12 protein-coding genes are annotated in these 17,063 nt (G+C 73.2%); 7 read left to right on the forward strand and 5 right to left on the reverse strand.

The features are described from left to right. The first annotated feature begins 376 nt into the window (after positions 1-376). Positions 377-1,333: a bifunctional riboflavin kinase/FAD synthetase gene (locus tag ABZ128_RS12115; protein ID WP_356847819.1), complete on the forward strand. Its 957-nt coding sequence runs from the start codon at positions 377-379 to the stop codon at positions 1,331-1,333. A 96-nt stretch (positions 1,334-1,429) separates the two neighbouring features. On the opposite strand, the gene ABZ128_RS12120 is transcribed toward ABZ128_RS12115, so the two are convergent. The 3 genes from ABZ128_RS12120 to eccE all read right to left on the reverse strand — a co-directional run bounded on the left by ABZ128_RS12120 (position 1,430) and on the right by eccE (position 5,945). Next, positions 1,430-3,775: an SCO5717 family growth-regulating ATPase gene (locus ABZ128_RS12120; RefSeq protein ID WP_356847820.1), complete on the reverse strand. Its 2,346-nt coding sequence runs from the start codon at positions 3,773-3,775 to the stop codon at positions 1,430-1,432. A gap of 200 nt (positions 3,776-3,975) precedes the next feature. Then, positions 3,976-4,674, reverse strand: a complete 699-nt coding sequence (locus ABZ128_RS12125; protein WP_356847822.1) for a hypothetical protein — start codon at positions 4,672-4,674, stop codon at positions 3,976-3,978. Further along, on the reverse strand, positions 4,671-5,945 hold the full coding sequence (gene eccE, locus ABZ128_RS12130) for a type VII secretion protein EccE (protein ID WP_356847824.1): 1,275 nt from the start codon (positions 5,943-5,945) through the stop codon (positions 4,671-4,673). The genes ABZ128_RS12125 and eccE overlap by 4 nt, the downstream gene beginning before the upstream one ends. Before the next feature lie 302 nt (positions 5,946-6,247). Between eccE and eccB the strand changes: the two genes are divergently transcribed. The 4 genes from eccB to ABZ128_RS12150 all read left to right on the forward strand — a co-directional run bounded on the left by eccB (position 6,248) and on the right by ABZ128_RS12150 (position 10,056). Continuing rightward, entirely contained in the window at positions 6,248-7,852 is a 1,605-nt protein-coding gene (eccB, locus tag ABZ128_RS12135) for a type VII secretion protein EccB (RefSeq protein WP_356847826.1), read from the forward strand. 188 nt (positions 7,853-8,040) lie between these two features. Beyond that, complete coding sequence (mycP, locus tag ABZ128_RS12140; RefSeq protein ID WP_356847857.1) at positions 8,041-9,138, forward strand: type VII secretion-associated serine protease mycosin; 1,098 nt, start codon at positions 8,041-8,043, stop codon at positions 9,136-9,138. A gap of 214 nt (positions 9,139-9,352) precedes the next feature. Beyond that, positions 9,353-9,691 carry a WXG100 family type VII secretion target gene (locus ABZ128_RS12145; protein WP_356847827.1) on the forward strand — a complete coding sequence of 113 codons (339 nt, stop codon included), beginning with the start codon at positions 9,353-9,355 and terminating at the stop codon, positions 9,689-9,691. Positions 9,692-9,747: 56 nt separating this feature from the next. Further along, the gene (locus ABZ128_RS12150; RefSeq protein ID WP_356847828.1) at positions 9,748-10,056 is read left to right on the forward strand and encodes a WXG100 family type VII secretion target; all 309 of its coding nucleotides are present in this window, start codon (positions 9,748-9,750) and stop codon (positions 10,054-10,056) included. A gap of 146 nt (positions 10,057-10,202) precedes the next feature. Here ABZ128_RS12150 and ABZ128_RS12155 read toward each other — a convergent pair whose 3' ends face one another. Together ABZ128_RS12155 and eccCa are read right to left on the reverse strand one after the other, a co-directional pair. Beyond that, entirely contained in the window at positions 10,203-10,448 is a 246-nt protein-coding gene (locus tag ABZ128_RS12155) for a DUF397 domain-containing protein (protein ID WP_356847829.1), read from the reverse strand. Positions 10,449-10,643: 195 nt separating this feature from the next. After that, positions 10,644-14,609, reverse strand: coding sequence for a type VII secretion protein EccCa (eccCa, locus tag ABZ128_RS12160; RefSeq protein ID WP_356847830.1), 3,966 nt, complete (start codon positions 14,607-14,609; stop codon positions 10,644-10,646). Between the two features lie 219 nt (positions 14,610-14,828). On the opposite strand from eccCa, the gene eccD reads away from it, so the two are divergent. Both eccD and rpsO read left to right on the forward strand, forming a co-directional pair. Next, positions 14,829-16,346 (forward strand): type VII secretion integral membrane protein EccD, encoded by a 1,518-nt coding sequence (eccD, locus tag ABZ128_RS12165; RefSeq protein ID WP_356847831.1) that lies wholly within the window; start codon positions 14,829-14,831, stop codon positions 16,344-16,346. A gap of 170 nt (positions 16,347-16,516) precedes the next feature. Continuing rightward, positions 16,517-16,804 carry a 30S ribosomal protein S15 gene (gene rpsO, locus ABZ128_RS12170; RefSeq protein ID WP_030161433.1) on the forward strand — a complete coding sequence of 96 codons (288 nt, stop codon included), beginning with the start codon at positions 16,517-16,519 and terminating at the stop codon, positions 16,802-16,804. Positions 16,805-17,063 lie beyond the last annotated feature (259 nt).

Consider the following 17,063-nt stretch of genomic DNA (forward strand, 5'->3'; position numbering starts at 1 on the left):
TGATCCGCAGTGACGCCTGATCCGCAATGACGTGGAGCGGTGAGCGCACATCACCCGCCGCTCACCGCTCCACGACCCCCCTCGTGTAGGTCTCTTTCCACCGCAGCCCCCGTATTCACCCGTGCGAGCAGGCGCGCGGAGTGACTGACGGAGCACAAGGGGGCGCTTTCCGCCGCCCGGTCCGCCGTGCGCCGCCGGCCGGCGGGGCGCTGCGGCAACCGGTTCCGCGACGCCGTGTCGCCGAGATGACACAGAGCGCCGCGGACCCGGATACCGATGCGGGGCCCCGGGCGGCGGCATGGCAGTCTTAGACCTGCAATCGGCAATCAGGACAGGGCATACAGGGCCTCAACGGTTCGGGCGAGGAGCGGTCACAGTGCAGCGCTGGCGTGGCTTGGAGGACATCCCCCAGGACTGGGGACGCAGCGTCGTCACCATCGGCTCCTACGACGGCGTGCACCGGGGCCATCAGCTGATCATCGGGCGTGCCGTCGCCACGGCGCGCGAGCTCGGCGTCCCCTCCGTGGTCGTCACCTTCGACCCGCACCCCAGCGAGGTCGTGCGCCCCGGCAGCCACCCGCCGATCCTGGCCCCCTACGACCGCCGTGCCGAACTGATGGCCGAGCTGGGTGTCGACGCGCTGCTCGTCCTGCCCTTCACGGCGGAGTTCTCGCAGCTCTCCCCGGCCGACTTCATCGTCAAGGTGCTCGTGGACAAGCTGCACGCCCGCACCGTCATCGAGGGCCCGAACTTCCGCTTCGGCCACCGCGCCGCCGGGAACGTCGACTTCCTGCGCGAGCTGGGCTCCACGTACGACTACCAGGTCGAGGTCGTCGACCTGGTGGCGCGCGGCGAGGCGGGCGGCGGCATGCCGTTCTCCTCGACGCTGGCCCGCAAGCTGGTCGCGGAGGGCGACGTGCAGGGCGCGGCCGAGGTGCTGGGCCGGCCGCACCGGGTCGAGGGCGTCGTGGTCCGCGGTGCGCAGCGCGGACGCGAACTCGGCTATCCGACGGCCAACGTCGAGACGCCGCCGCACACCGCGGTACCGGCGGACGGCGTGTACGCGGGCTGGCTCACGGCCAACGGCGAGCGGATGCCCGCCGCGATCTCGGTGGGCACGAACCTGCAGTTCGACGCCACCGAGCGGACCGTGGAGGCGTACGCGATCGACCGGGTCGGCCTCGACCTGTACGGCCTGCACGTGACCATCGACTTCCTCGCGTACGTGCGCGGAATGGCGAAGTTCGACTCGCTGGACGGCCTGCTGGAGGCCATCGCGGACGACGTGAAGCGTGCGCGGACGCTGACCGAGGCGTACGACGCCGAGCACTGAGCCGCGGCGGCGGCCGCCGCCGCGCCGGAACGCACGAGGGCCCGTACCTCCCCGCCGGGGAAGGTACGGGCCCTTCGCACTGCCGTGGTTCCGTCGTCAGCCGAGGCGCGGGTCGCGCGGGGGCTGCTGCGGCGCCTGCGGTCCCTGGGGGGCCGGGGGCTGCGGCTGGTGGGGCTGCTGGGGCTGCCAGGGCTGGCCGGGCTGCGGGTAGGGCTGGCCGTACGGCTGCGGGGGCTGCTGGTACGGCGACGGCGCCTGCGGCTGGCCGTACGGCTGCGCCGCGGGGTGCGGCTGCTGGGGCTGCTGCTGCGCCTGCTGGGGCTGGTGGGGCTGCTGCGGGGCGCCCCAGTGGCCCTGGGGGGCCTGCTGGGCGGCCCGTACGAAGTCCTCGGCCACCAGGGCGGAGAGGTTGAAGTACGCCTCACGGGTCTTGGGCCGCATGAGGTCGAGGTCGACCTCGGCACCGGCCGCGAGGTGCTCGTCGAACGGCACGACGACGACGCCGCGGCAGCGCGTCTCGAAGTGCTGCACGATGTCCTCGATCTTGATCATCTTGCTGGTCTCGCGGACCCCCGAGATGACGGTGAGGGAGCGCGAGACGAGGTCCCCGTACCCGTGCGCGGAGAGCCAGTCGAGCGTCGTGCTCGCACTGCTGGCTCCGTCCACGGACGGGGTCGAGATGATGATCAGCTGATCGGCCAGGTCCAGGACCCCGCGCATGGCGGAGTAGAGGAGGCCGGTACCCGAGTCGGTGAGGATGATCGGGTACTGGCGGCCGAGCGTCTCGATGACGCGGCGGTAGTCCTCGTCGTTGAAGGTCGTCGAAACGGCCGGGTCCACGTCGTTGGCGATGATCTCCAGGCCGGAAGGGGCCTGGGAGGTGAACCGCCGGATGTCCATGTAGGAGTTCAGGTACGGGATCGCCTGGACCAGGTCCCGGATCGTGGCCCCGGTCTCGCGCCGGACGCGGCGGCCGAGGGTGCCGGCGTCCGGGTTGGCGTCGATGGCCAGGATCTTGTCCTGCCGCTCGGTGGCCAGGGTGGCGCCGAGGGCGGTGGTGGTCGTGGTCTTGCCGACGCCGCCCTTGAGGCTGATGACGGCGATGCGGTAGCAGGACATGACCGGGGTGCGGATGAGCTCCAGCTTGCGCAGCCGGTCGGCCTCGGCGGCCTTGCCGCCGAAGCGGAAGCCGGAGCGCTGGGGCTTGGGCTTCTGCTTGCCGCGCAGCAGGCGGTCGGAGGACAGCTCGACGGCGGCGGTGTACCCGAGGGGCGCGCCGCCGGAGGCCGGGCCGGGCTGGTAGCGCGGGTCGTGCGGCTGGGGGCCCGGGCCCGGCTGGGGGGCGGGCGACCACGGGGCGCCGGTGCGGGGGTCGACGTGGGGCGGGGCGGGCGCCGGAGCCGGAGCCGGGAACGCGTAGTCGTTCTGCGGCTGCGGCTGCGGTTGGGCCGGGGCCGGGGAGACCGGCGGGGGGAAGCCGTACCCCTCCTGCGGCTGCGGCTGCGGCTGCGGCTGGGGCTGCGGCTGGGCCGGGCCGGGTGCCGGCGCCGGGGAGACCGGCGGAGGGAAGCCGTACCCGTTCTGCGGGGCGAACGACGGTGGCAGCGCGGGCAGTTCACCGCCGGATCCCTCGAAGGAGGTCACCACGGGCGGGTGAGGCGCATCCACAGGGCTGACGGGGGACGGCGTCTCCGGAGCCGGGGCGGCGTAGGGCCCGGGCACGGCGTCCGCCACCGGTTCGGAAGCGGGGGCCGGGGCCGGCGTCGCGTAGGGCGAGGGCACGGCGTCAGCGCCCGGGGGAGCGAAAGGCGCCGGGACGGCGTCCGCGACCGGCTGGGGTGCCGGGGGCGCCGGAGGCGTGAACGGCGCCGGGAGGGCGTCCGCGACCGGTTCGGGGGTCGGGGGTGCCGGGGGCGTGAACGGCGCCGGGGCCGCGTCCGGCGCGGGCGCGGGCGGCTCCTCCGCCGGGGCCTCGGCGGCCGCGAACGGGATGGCCGTGCCGTCGGGCGGAGTGTCGTGCCGCTGCACGGGGACGGGGACGGGGGTCTCGGCGGCGGGCTTCGCCAGCGCCACGGGCGCGGGCGAAGGCGCGGGCGGGGCCTCGTCCACCGGGGCGCTCAGGGGCGCGGGCAGGCCCGGCGGCTGCTCGGCCGGAGCCGCGGCCGGCGCGGGGGTGCCCGCATCGTCCGCCGGGGTGCGCGGGGCCGGGGGAGCGATGCGCATGGTCGGCGGCGAGGCCACGTCCGAAGGGCTGTGGGGCTCGAAGCCGCTGCCCGCGGGCAGGCCGGGTACCGGCGTGGCCGGGGCCGCGCCCTGCGTGTACCAGGCCGGCGGGGTGTAGTCGATGGTGAACTCGCCCGTCATCTCGGGCTCCGCGTCGGACTGATCGTCCGTCGGGACGTCCCACGTCCCGCCGCGCCTCTCGTTCCGATCGCCGTTCACTGGTCCTCCTGGTCTGTCGAACACCGGTCCGGCGCCCACCTCGACGCCGCGCCCTCACTCAGCCTAATCGGGCCCCGAGGCCAGTGTCCGCCCCAGGCGGTCGCCGCACGGTGCCAGGGGCGGTCGGGGCAGGCTTCGCGGATGCCCGAGGTGTCCCCTCCCACAGACCGGCCACCCCTGAGCAACCGTCATCCCCGCGGTCAGTCGATGCGGCGGGCGGGCCCCAGCAGGTTGTGCTCCGCGTCGGTGCCCTGGGTCATGACGAACTGGCGGTCCCGCCCCGTGCACCACAGCGTCACGCCGTCGCCCAGCGTCGGCAGCGAATCCACCGCCGGCTGCGGCAGGTTCATCAGCCGGCCGATCTGCTCCGCCTCGTCCGGGGACACCCGCTGGACACCCACCAGCGAGGAGTTCTGCAGCAGCCGCGGCGCCGTCGGGCTCAGGTACGGCAGCAGCGTCAGCACCGACTGCCAGGGACCCGCCACCACGCGCCCGCGCGGGGGCCGCATCCCGCAGTCGCGGATCACCAGCACCGGGCTGCCCGCCGACGCGCCCTGCGGCGGCACCCGGCCCACCTCGTGCAGGGTCACGCACTGCTGCCCGCCGCCCGCGGCCTGGGCCAGCCCGGACCACACCGGCCCGCGGCCCGTCTCCACCACGACCCGCGCACCCGTGGCCGCCGCGCGCAGCGCCAGGACCTGCGCGGTCCACAGGCCGCCGATCAGCGTCACCTCGTACGGCGTCGGCCGGTTGACGCCCAGCACCGCCGGCCGTCCCTCGGCGTCCACGCCGATGACGACCCCGTCGTCCCCGACGGGCAGCGCCAGTACGTCCAGATCCGTCGCCGGCACCACATGCCGCTCCCGGCGCGGGCCGATCAGTCCGAAACCGCCCCTCATCGCGCCCCTCCCAGCGGCAGCGAAGCCAGCAGCCCCGGTACCTGTTCACGGTCGAGCCGGACCAGGCCGGTCCGTACGCCCCGGGCCGTCCGCTCCAGCTCCCGGCGGGCCGTCACCAGTTCCTCGTCGCTGCGCCCCGTCACCCGTACGTGGCCGGTCAGGGTGACGCCCTGGCGCTCCGCCGGGGCGATCGTCAGGCTGAAGTTCGTCGCCAGGGCCGGAAGCGAGGTCAGCAGCGCCACGAACTGCGGCAGCGACGCCGCCCCGGCACCGCCCAGCTGCGGCCAGCGGCCTATCCAGTACGTGGTGTGCCGCCGGTCGTCGCAGCGCCAGGTCCGCGCCGTCTCCTCGGTCCGGCGGCCGGTGCTCGACGAGCGGCCCGCCTGGGTGATCGCCATCGGGTTGGCACACGAGGAGGTGGCCAGCGCCGCCGTCAGCTCCTGCTCGGTCAGCACCGTCGCCCGGAAGCCCGCCCCCGTCAGCCGGCTCGCCAACTGGTCGGCCGCGCGCACCACACAGCGCTGCGCGCCCGCGAGCCCGCCGCCGCGCGCGGTGACCGCCTCGGGGCACAGCTCCGGGTCGAGCTTGAGCGCGATCCACGTCAGCCGCACCGCCGGCGTGCCCGTCTGGGCCTGCAGCGGAGCGTAGTTGCGCGTCGCCATCGACTGGGCCGGCAGGTGCGGCGCGGGCGCCGGCTGGGTGTGCTGCACCAGCTGCGCCGACTCCAGCCGGATGCCGTCCACTTCGAGGATGTCCCGGACGAGTGCGAGCGGCAGCGGCCGGGCACCGCGGTCGGGCCGCAGGGCGGTCGCGTCCATGTCGACCTGGACCACGGCCGTCAGGAAGGTCCCGTCGCCCACCATTCCGACCGGCCGCCGGTCGCGGTCGCTGAAGGTGAGGGTGCGCAGCGCGGGATCGGCCTCGACGAGCGGGGCCAGCCCCGGCTCGGTCCCGGCCGGGACCGCGAACGCCGCGGCCCGGCGCCTGCGCGCCCGCAGCGCGAGCGCACCGCCGATCCACTCGGGCAGGGAGCGCTGGTGGCGGCGTACGACCGCGAGCACCACGAGGGCGACGGCCAGCACACCGGCGGGAACCAGCAGCAGCGGCTCCACGACCCAGGCCACCAGCAGGGCGGCCGCGGCGACCTGCAGCAGCACGAGCTGTTGCAGTCGGAACGGGCCGAACCGGCCAGGGCTCGACTTCGGATGCGGTGTCACCCCGCCGCGCACGGATGCGGCCGCGCCGGTGCGCGGCTGCGTCGCGGTGGCCATCACGCGCCCACCCTCCCTTTCTCCCCAGCTACCGCTGGGAGGTGCCCCCAGGGGCCAGACCCCGTGCGTACCGGAGCTGCGCGCCGGCCGCCGCACGCTCCCGGAATCTCCCCGATCCATTCCCACAGCCCTGATGCCGCGAAGACCCTGAACGGTGCGGTCCGGAAGGAGTTGAGCGGCCGCCCCACCCTACCCGGCCCGTGCGCACCCTCCGTCAAGAGGCATAGTAGGTGGCCGGTCCGACAATCGAGGCCCGGGGACCGTAACCACCGACCGGGCCGTGCGGGGAGAAGCAGGCGGTCATGGCATCACGGCGTGATGAACTCAACGCGTACACCTTTGCGAAGCGGCGCACGGTGGCCGCGTTCCTCCAGCCCTCCGCGACGGGCTCCGAGGAAGGTGCTCCGCGCCCGCTGCGTGCGGTACTGCCCGGCATGGTGGCGGGGGCGCTGGTCCTCGCCGGATTCGGCGCCTGGGGCATGTTCAAGCCGCAGGCTCCCAAGGGCTGGGACGAGCCGGGGACGAAGGTCATCGTCGGCAAGCAGTCGACCACCCGGTACGTGGTGCTGACGACCAAGGTGAACGGCAAGGACCAGACCCGGCTGCACCCGGTGCTGAACCTCGCCTCCGCCCGACTCCTGCTGGATCCGCAGAAGTTCAAGGTCATCCAGGTCGACGACAAGGTCCTGGACGCGGGCAAGCCGCCGCGCGGCCCCATCGTCGGCATCCCGTACGCCCCGGACCGGCTGCCCGCGAAGCAGGACGCCGGCAAGGCCAAGCGCTGGGCCGTCTGCCAGGCGCCGGGCGGCAATTCCAAGACCGTCCAGACCGCCACCTTCGTGCTCGCCGACCGCGAGGCGGGCCTGATGGACGACGCCCGCAAGGTCACCGACAGCCAGATGCTGTACGTCCAGAGCACGGGAGCGGGCAAGGAGCGGTACCTGGTCGACGCGACGGGCCACAAGTACAAGTTCCCCGAGGGCACGGCGGACGCGGGCAAGATGACCAACGCGCTGGTCGGCAGCACCGGCGCCTCCCCGCAGCAGGTCACGGAGCAGTGGCTGGCCACCCTCGACCCCGGTGACGACCTCGCCTTCCCGCAGCTGCCCGCCGCGGCCGGCACGAAGGCCGACGTCCCGGGCCTGACCAGCGCCGACAACAAGGTCGGCATGGTGCTGAAGGCACAGACCGGATCCGGTGCGCAGCACTACGTCGTCCTGCCCGGCAAGGTCGCCCCGGTCTCCGACTTCGTCGCCTGGCTGCTGATCTCCGCGCCCGCGACCGACGGCCTCAACATGCACGGCAAGCCGCGCGAGGTCGACCTGCAGTCGCTCAACCCGGACGCCGCCCCCTTCAAGGGCGAGGCCAGGTGGCCGCAGAAGAAGTCGGACCGGATCAACCAGACCGCACCCGCCGACGCCGCCGCCGGATCCTCCGCGGGCGCCGGCGCCCGCGACACGATCTGCAACGTCCTGCGCTCCGTGGACGGCCAGGGCAACCAGACGCTCAGCACCTGGGCCGGCACCGGCTTCCCCATCGACATCACGGCCAGCGGCACGAGCGCGTACGTCACCCCCGGCTCCGGGCTGCTCTACACGCAGGTCCAGGGCAGGCAGACCACCGCCGGCGGCGCCCTCTTCCTGGTCACCGACACCGGCCTGCGGTACGCCGTACAGGCCAACGGCGACAGCGACGCGGAGAAGTCGAAGATCGGCGCCCCCGACCAGCAGCAGGGCGCCGCGGGCACCTCCGGCACCGCGGACGGCCGCCCCGAGCCCAGCCAGGCGCAGGTCCGGCTCGGCTACGGAGGCGTCGTACCGGCCCTGGTGCCCATCGCCTGGTCGGAGTTCCTCTCCAAGGGACCGCGCCTGGACACCAACTCGGCCCGCCAGCCGCAGGGTTCGTGAGGACGCCGCCGATGCCCACTCCCACGTACCGGCGCGGCGCCGTCCTCGCCGCGGGCCTCACCCTCGCCGCGGTCTGCGCCACGGGCCCCGCGACCCCCGCACGCGCCGCGGCCGCCGCGGCTGCGCCCCCGCGGCAGACGCCGCCGCCCACCCTGCTGCTCAGCGGCGGCGGCGAGTGCACCTTCCCCATGAAGAAGCAGATCGCCGACCGCCCCTGGGCCCTGCAGCGGCTCCTGCTCGACGCGCTCTGGGCGCAGACCAAGGGCAAGGACAAGGACGGCAAGAGCGTGCGCGTCGCCGTCATCGACACCGGTGTCGACCGGGCGAACCCGCAGCTCAGCGCCGCCGTCGACACGAGCGCGGGCAAGGACTTCCTCGACCCCAAGGGCGGCGACGGCACCATCGACACGGTCGGGCACGGCACGAAGGTCGCCGGGCTGATCGCGGCCCGCCCCCAGGAGGGCACGGGCTTCGTCGGGCTGGCCCCGGACGCCACGATCATCCCCATCCGGCAGAACGACGGACAGGGCAAGGGCAATGCCCTCAGCCTGGCCCAGGCCATCGACCACGCCGTCGCCAAGGGCGCCCAGGTCATCAACATCTCCCAGGACACCGACGCCGCGATGAGCGCGGACTCCGAGCTCGGCAAGGCCGTCCAGCGGGCCATCGACCAGAAGATCGTGGTCGTGGCCTCCGCGGGCAACGACGGCATGACCGGCGAGAAGCGCCGGACCTACCCGGCGGCCTTCCCCGGCGTCCTCGCGGTCGCCTCCTCGGACCGCAACAACGAGCGGGCCGCCTTCTCCCAGCCCGGCGACTTCATCGCAGTCGCGGCGCCCGGCGTCGACATGGTCTCCACCGTCCCGGGCTTCGGCCAGTGCATCGACAACGGCACCAGCTTCTCGGCCCCGTACGTCGCCGGCGTCGCGGCCCTGCTGCGCGCCAAACACCCGGAGTGGACGCCGCAGCAGGTCGTCTGGCAGATCGAGGGCACCGCCGAACGCTCCGTCAACGGCCGTGACGACTATGTCGGCTGGGGCGTCGTCGACCCGGTCCGCGCGCTCACCCAGGACCACGAGGCCCCGAAGGCCCCCGTCCCGGACCCCGGACCGCCCCCGGCGGCCGCCCCGGAGGCGGCGCCGATGCAGCTGTCGGAGACGGCGCAGGAGCGCGAGGAGCGGTTCGGGACGTACGCTCTGGGCATCGGGGGCGTGCTGATCGCGGTCATCGCCGGTACGGCGATCGTCATTCGTGACGCACGGCGACGCCGTCGCCGTTTGCAGTGAACAGTCACAGTTCATCAACGGAAGCAGCCCACCGGTGTTGGGGCGCTGCGGCGAACTGGCTAGAGTGACACCAGGCTTCACGACTGTGATCGGGGGATCGCGTGAAGCGGAGGGGGAGTTCCTGGAGCGCGTGGCTCAAAACCGCGCCGGGAACGTCCGCTCCGCTGCGCAATCCGCCGGTTTTGCCGGCGAATTGAGAAGTGAGGAGCTTCGGATGAGCAACAATTTCGGTCTCGCAGACGATCCGATCGTCCAGGCGAAGAACAAGATCGAGACGACGGCCAACGCCGTCACCACCCAGTCCCGCGAGCTGGCCGACATCCTCGCCACGGTGAGCGCCGGCTGGACCGGTGTGGGTGCCTCGGGCTTCGTCTCCGCCCAGACCGTCGTCAACGAGGACCACGACGAGATCCGACGGCTGCTCGGCGTGCTGCACAACGCGGTCGCCCAGACCAAGAACCTGAGCAACGCCCAGGACGACGACGTGCGCGCGGCCTTCAAGGCCGTCCAGTCCTCCGCCGGCGGTTCGGGTTCGGGTCTCAACAGCATCTGACCTGACGTCGTCGCGTTACGTCGTTCCCCACTCAGCCCCGCGCGAAGGAGAAGATCATGGCTGGTACCGACGGGCACACCCGGGTTCGGTATGAGAGCGTCCAGGAGATGGCCAACCGCATCCGGATCGTCTCGAAGAAGATCGTCACGGACCTCCAGGAGATGGACCAGGCCCTGAAGGTCGTGACCGACACCTGGGACGGTGAGGCGCACGCCGCCTACGTCACCCTCCAGGGGAAGTACAAGGCCAAGGCCGACCACATGCAGCACCAGCTGGAGAAGGTCGCCTCGCTCATCGAGCACGGCAAGGGCCAGTACCGGGCCACCGACGTGAAGGCCTCGCGCCTGTTCACCGAGGCCTACTGAGCCACCGCCTGCTGAGCAGCCACCGCCTGCTGAGCAACCCGGGCTCCCGGGCCCACCGCGGCCTGCCGGGCCCGGCCGGACACGACGACGGGGCGCGCCCGCATCGGGCGCGCCCCGTCGTCGTACCCGGGTGCCGTCGGCAGGGCTTACGCCGGCCCGCGGTCCAGGTCGAACTCGCCGTCCCTGGCCCCGAGTACGAACGCCTCCCACTCGGCGGCGGTGTACCGCAGCACGGTGTCCCGGTCGAGCGAGGAGCGCATCGCCACCGCGCCCTCAGGGAGCCGGGCGATCTCGACGCGCTCCTCGTCGGGGCTGGTCCCGGGCGGCCCTTCCCACTCCACGCCGCTGATGTCGAGCGCGTACAGCTCGTCCTTCTCCTGCTGGGTGCCCATGTGCGGCCTTTCCCTCGGCGGTGCTGCGTGTTCGCTGCCGATTATCGGTGCTGCGGACCGGGCCGGGGGAGTGTTTCCCGTCCAGTCGCCGATCTGCGTGGAACCCATCGCAGGCGTGAGGGCCACGCGGCCGCCGCCCTGCGCCACGGCGACGAGCGCCGCGGGCGGGGGCCCGGCTGCCCGGGCCCCCGTGTCTCACATCCCCGGCAGCCGCCCCAGCTGGACCAGCGAGGCACCCCGCTTGCGCGAGTGGAAGTAGGCCCGGCCCGGCGGCATCGGGCGCGGCCGCACGTTGCCGATCAGGTCGCCCTCGGACGGGTCGCCCGAGAGCACCACGCCCTGGGCCCCGAGCTCCTTGAAGCGCTGCATGAACGGCTCGTACATCGAGCGCGAGGCGCCCGCCGAGTTCCGCGCGATGATGAAGCGGACGCCCGTGTCCCGGGCGAACGGCAGGAACTCCACCAGCTGCGCCAGCGGGTTGCCCTGGCTGGTGGCGACCAGGTCGTAGTCGTCGATGATGATGAACACGTCCGGGCCCGTCCACCAGCTGCGGTCCCGCAGCTGCTGCGGCGTGACGTCGGTCGGCGGCTGGCGCCGCGAGAACACGCCGCCCAGCGCCTCCATGTGCGTCTGGAGGGAGCTCGCCATCGGCGCGTATTCCAGCAGGTGCTCCTCCGGCAGCGCCCCGAGCAGGCTGCGCCGGTAGTCGCCGACCACCAGCCGGGCCTGGTCGGGCGTGTACCGGTCCGCGATCTGCTGGGCGATCAGCCGCAGCAGGTTCGTCTTGCCCGACTCGCTCTCGCCGAAGACGAGGAAGAAGGGGTCGGTCTCGAAGTCGACGAACACCGGCTCCAGGTCGGTCTCGTCGATGCCGATCGCCAGCCCGCGACCGGGGTACTCCCCGCCCCGGGGCAGCTGGTCGGCGTGCAGCAGCCGCGGCAGCAGCCGTACGCCGGGAGCCGCGGCCCCCGTCCAGTTCTGCTTCACCGCCGACACGAAGGCGGCCGTGGCCTCCGACAGGTCCTCCGGGTCGTGCGAGCCGTCGATCCGCGGCAGCGCGCCCAGGAAGTGCAGCTTCTCCGCCACCTGACCGCGACCCGGCATGCCCGGGGGCACGTTCGCCGCGACCTTGCGGTCGAACTCGGAGTCCATGACGTCGCCGAGGCGCAGCTCCAGCCGGTTCAGCATCTGGTCCTTGAGCGCGGCCCGCACCTCCATGTACCGGGCCGCGGTGATCACCACGTGGATGCCGTAGCCCAGGCCGCGCGAGGCGATGTCGGTGACCACCGGCTCCAGGCCCTCGTACTCGCCCCGGAAACCGCCCCAGCCGTCGACGACGAGGAACACGTCGCCCCAGGGCTCACCGGGCAGCTCGCCCGCCGCGCGCCGCCGCCGGTAGGTGCCGATCGAGTCGATCGCGTTGGCGCGGAAGAACTCCTCGCGCCGGTTGAGGATGCCGGCCACCTCCGCGACCGTACGCCGCACCCGCTCCGGGTCCAGGCGGGAGGCGATCCCGCCCACGTGCGGCAGCTCGGCGACCGCCGACAGGCTGCCGCCGCCGAAGTCCAGCCCGTAGAACTGCACCTCGCGCGGGGTGTGCGTCAGCGCGAACGAGGAGATCAGGGTCCGCATCAGCGTCGACTTGCCCGACTGCGGGCCGCCGACCACCATCATGTGGCCCGCCGCACCCGAGAAGTCCCGGTACAGCACCTCGCGCCGCTGCTCGAACGGCTTGTCGATCAGGCCGAGCGGCACCACGAGTCCGCCGGGCCGCGTGTACCCCTCCGCGTGCAGCCCGCGCTCAGCCGAGGCGGCCAGTGCCGGCAGCAACTGGTCCAGCGGCGGCGCCTGGTCCAGGGGCGGCAGCCACACCTGGTGCGCCGGCACCCCCTGACCCTCCAGCCGGCTCACGATCACGTCCAGCACGGTGTCCGCGAGGGCGTCGTCCTCCCGGGGCGCCTGCGCCGCCAGGTACGCCGGGTCCGGCGCCGCGTACACCACGGGCACCGGCGCCGCCGTGAACAGCGCCGGGCGGCGCTCCACCGGGAACAGGCCCACCGACAGGTCCGGGCCGCCCGAGCGGTAGGTCCCCGAGACGTACGCGGCCTTGAACCGCGTCATCTCGTCCGTACCGAACTTCAGATAGCCCGAACCGGGCACCGACGGCAGGTGGTAGGCGTCCGGCACGCCGATCGCCGTACGCGACTCCGCCGCCGAGAAGGTCCGCAGACCGATCCGGTACGAGAGGTACGTGTCCAGGCCGCGCAGCTTGCCCTCCTCCAGGCGCTGCGAGGCCAGCAGCAGGTGCACGCCCAGCGACCGGCCGATCCGGCCGATCTGGATGAACATGTCGATGAAGTCCGGCTTGGCGGTGAGCAGTTCGGAGAACTCGTCGATGACCAGCACCAGCGAGGCCAGCGGCTCCAGCGGGGCGCCCGCCGCGCGCGCCTTCTCGTAGTCGTGGATGTTGGCGTAGTTGCCCGCCGAGCGCAGCAGCTCCTGCCGGCGCTGGAGCTCTCCGCGGATCGAGTCGCCCATGCGGTCCACGAGCGTCAGGTCGTCCGCCAGGTTGGTGATGACGGCCGCGACGTGCGGCATCTGCCCCATGCCGGTGAAGGTCGCACCGCCCTTGAAGTCGGCGAGGACGAAGTTCAGCGTCTCCGAGGTGTGCGTGACCGCCAGGCCCAGCACCAGCGTGCGCAGCAGCTCCGACTTGCCGGAACCGGTCGCGCCCACGCACAGGCCGTGCGGTCCCATGCCCTCCTGCGCGGCCTCCTTGAGGTCCAGCATGACCGGCGCGCCGTCCTCGCCGACACCGATCGGCACCCGCAGCCGTTCACCGGCCGACCGCGGCCGCCAGGTCCGCGCCACGTCGATCGAGGCCGCGTCGCCCAGGTTCAGCAGATCCGTGAAGTCCAGATTGGCCAGCAGCGGCTCGTCGTCGTCGCCCCCGCCCGTGCGCAGCGGCGCCAGCTGGCGCGCCAGCGCCTCCGCCGCGGGAAGCGACAGCGTGTCCGGCACGCCCTCGTACGCGACGCCCGCGCCCGACTCCAGCCGCAGCCGGCCCGGCCGCACCACGACCGACAGCCCGCCGCGCGGCTCGTCCAGCTCGCCCGCGACCACCTCGACGATGGTCACGCCCTGCAGACCCTCCGCGGCGGCGAACACCGAGTCCGGCGGCACCAGTCCGCCGCGGGAGTTGGCGTCCAGGACGACGACCAGGTGCGGCTGGTCCAGCACCGGCGACACGTCCCGGCTGAACCGCGGCCGGCCCTCCAGGCGGGGCGCCAGCAGCGCCTCCAGCTCGGTGAGGTGGTCACTGAACAGCCGCTTCGTACCGGCCCCGTCCACCTGCCCCGGCACCTGCGTGTGCGGCAGCCACTTCGTCCAGTCCCACGCGGGCACCGCGCCCGGCGCGGCCACCACGGCCACCACCAGGTCCTCGGGCGAGTGCAGCGTCGCGAGCTGCGCCACCATCGCCCGCGCCGCCCCGCGCGCCGACTCCGGCTCCCCGGACACCGTCACGTGGTAGAAGGCCCGCAGCGACACCGCGACCGGCAGTCCGTCCAGCGAGGAGTGCACCTTCAGGAAGCGCTGCATCGCCCCCGCGGTCAGCGGCTCCAGCTCGTCCACCGGGGCCGTGTCCGGCGCCACCAGCGGCGTCGCCAGGCGCTGCGCGCCCAGACCCAGCCGGGCCTGCCCGAAGTCCTCGTCGCCGACGCGCCGTTCCCACAGCCGCGAACCCTCGGCCACCACCGACCACAACTGCTCGGGGGCCGGGTGCAGATAGAGCTGTGCATCGCGCTGCGCCCGGGCGGTCCTGCGGACCTGGCGCCGGGTCTGCGCAAGGTATTTGAGGTAGTCCCGGCGCACATCGGCCATTTGCCCCTGCGTACCGCGCCGGTGGCGCATCAGCTGGGCGATCATCATGCCCACCGTGGACACCAGCATCAGCACACCCATGATGCGCATGAACGGCGCCGCACCCGGCATGAAGAAGAAGACGACCGACGAGCCCATGCCGAGCATCGGCAGGAGCTGCATCAGCATGCCCTCCTGCTGCCCGCGGGGAAGCTCCGGCGGAGCCTCCAGTCTCAGCTCGTCCGAAGGGACTTCGGGCGGCAGGGACCGCGGCGGGCGTTTGACGACGATCTGACTCACCGGAGCATCAATCCCTCGAAAACGGACGGGACGTCGCCACCGGCGCCCCCAAGTCCCGGACGCGAAGGGGTCTCCCACCCCCGCGACGGTGATCCTACTTGCCGACAGTCACGCATACTCCCGGTAGGGTGGCCCGCGCAGTATGCGCATCCGCGAATCCGAGGCGAATCCGGGGCGGCCCAGCACGCACCCGCATCGCCAACCAGGGGGGTCACACAGGTGAGTACGGCCGCAACGACGGGTTTCTGCAGGGTCACCGTCGTGGCTCCCGACAGCCGCATCGACGTCGCCCTCCCCGAGGACATCGCCGTCGCCGACGTCTACCCCGAACTGCTGCGCCTCACCGGCCAGACCCAGCCCGTCGGCGCTCCGACCGGCTTCCACCTGGTCCGCCGCGACGGCACCGTCCTCGACGGCGCCCGCACCCTCGCCGCCCAGCAGGTCCTCGACGGCGAGGTGCTGAGCCTGCGCCCCTTCGCCGAGTCGCTGCCGCCCGCGGTCTTCGACGACGTCTCCGACGCCGTCGCCTCCGCCGTGGTGCGCGACCGGCACCGCTGGAGCGACGACATGCTGCGCGGCGCGGGCCTGGCCGGAGCCGCCCTGCTGTTCGTCCTGCTGGGCTTCGTCCTCTGGTACGCCGACCCGGTCCGCCACGACATGCACGGCCTGCCCGGGATCATCGCCGGCGCGGCCGGGCTGCTGCTGGCCGCCGCGGCGGGCGTGCGCGCCCGGGTCTACCGCGACCGCGGCTCCGCCGTCGCCCTCGGCCTCGCCGGCCTCCCGCACCTGCTGATCGCCGGGTCCGGGATCATCGCCCCCGCCGCCGGGCACGGCCCCGGCCGGCTCCAGTTCCTGCTGGGCTGCATCTGCGTCCTCGTCGCCTCCGTCGCGCTCGTCGCGCTCACCCCCCACGGGGACGCCCCCTTCGTCGCGGCCACCTTCGTCGCGGCCACCGGCACCCTGGCCACCTTCCTCGCGATCGTCACCGAGGCCTCCGCGACCGCGACGGCCGCCGTCTGCGCCCCCGCGGCCATCGGCCTCGTCGCCTTCCTGCCCGGCCTCTCCGCCCGCTTCGCCCGGCTTCCCATCGGCTACGCCGCCCCGCAGAGCGCGGTCGACGAGTACGTCGACTACGCGGTGACCCCGGACCGTTACGAGGCCGAGCCGTACGGTGACCCCTCCGCCGGCGAGCAGCCCGAGGCGGGCGCCCCGCTCGACGCCGAGGCCATCGCCACCCAGGCCCGCCGCGGCCACGAGATGCTGCTCGGCCTGGTCGGCGGCTGCGCGGCGGTCGTCGTCGGCTGCGCCGCGGTCCTCGGCTTCTCCGACAACACCTGGGGACGCCTGCTCGCCCTCACCACCGGCCTCGCCATGCTGCTGCGCGCCCGCCTCTTCCGCTACACCTCCCAGGTCGTGTGCACCCTGGTGGCCGGGCTCTCGGCCGTCGCCCTGCTGATCCTGGGCCTGTCCCTGCACCCGCCGGCCGACCTCCTGCAGGAGCTCGTGCAGTACCACGACCGCGGCGGCCTGGACCTCCGTACGATCTGGCTGTCCGCCGCCGTGGCCGCCGGCGCGGCCCTGCTCGCCGGAATTGCACTGGTCATCCCCCGCAAGGGTCTGTCACCCTTCTGGGGGCGACTGCTCGACCTCACCGAGGCGGCGGTGCTGCTCAGCCTGGTCCCGCTGGCCCTGGCCGTGCTCGACGTCTACGCCCGGGCCCGCTCGCTCACCAGCTGAGACGGGGCCGCGCGGCAGCCTGGTACGCTGTGTGACGGCCGTTTGTGTACGCGCCCCCGGAAGTCCTTCTGGAGGCTGCGCCCAGCGGACCCGCCTCCCGAGTTACGGAAGATCCCCAGAGAATTCGACCTGGGGCACTCGGTGGCCACGAAGACCCATGAGGAGTACGCGTGTCGCTCGACGCCGCTACGAAGAAGCAGATCATCGCTGAGTTTGGTGCCAAGGAGGGCGACACCGGCTCCCCCGAGGTCCAGGTCGCGATGCTCTCCAAGCGCATCACGGACCTGACCGAGCACCTCAAGACCCACAAGCACGACCACCACTCCCGTCGTGGTCTGCTGATCCTGGTCGGCCAGCGTCGCCGCCTGCTGCAGTACCTGGCCAAGAAGGACATCCAGCGCTTCCGTACGCTGGTCGAGCGCCTCGGCATCCGCCGCGGTGCGGCCGGCGTCAAGTAAAGACGCTGTGAAGGGAGCGGTTCCCACACTCAGGGGGCCGCTCCCTTTGCTGTACGTGCTGCTGTACGTGCGGGACGTACCGGACGCTTTGTAGTCTGGACGTACGCGCAGTACCGCACCTCGTGCACAACCGAAGAGGAGGAGCGCCCTCCCAGGCCGCCGGTCCTCGGTAGTGGTACCCGGAAAGCCCCCCGGGCACCGAACCGGGTACTTCGATCGAAGACCGGCCCGCACCCAAGGCGCGCTTCTCCGCAACCGT

It is taken from the genome of Streptomyces sp. NPDC006326, assembly GCF_040612915.1.
Classification (GTDB): Bacteria; Actinomycetota; Actinomycetes; order Streptomycetales; family Streptomycetaceae; genus Streptomyces.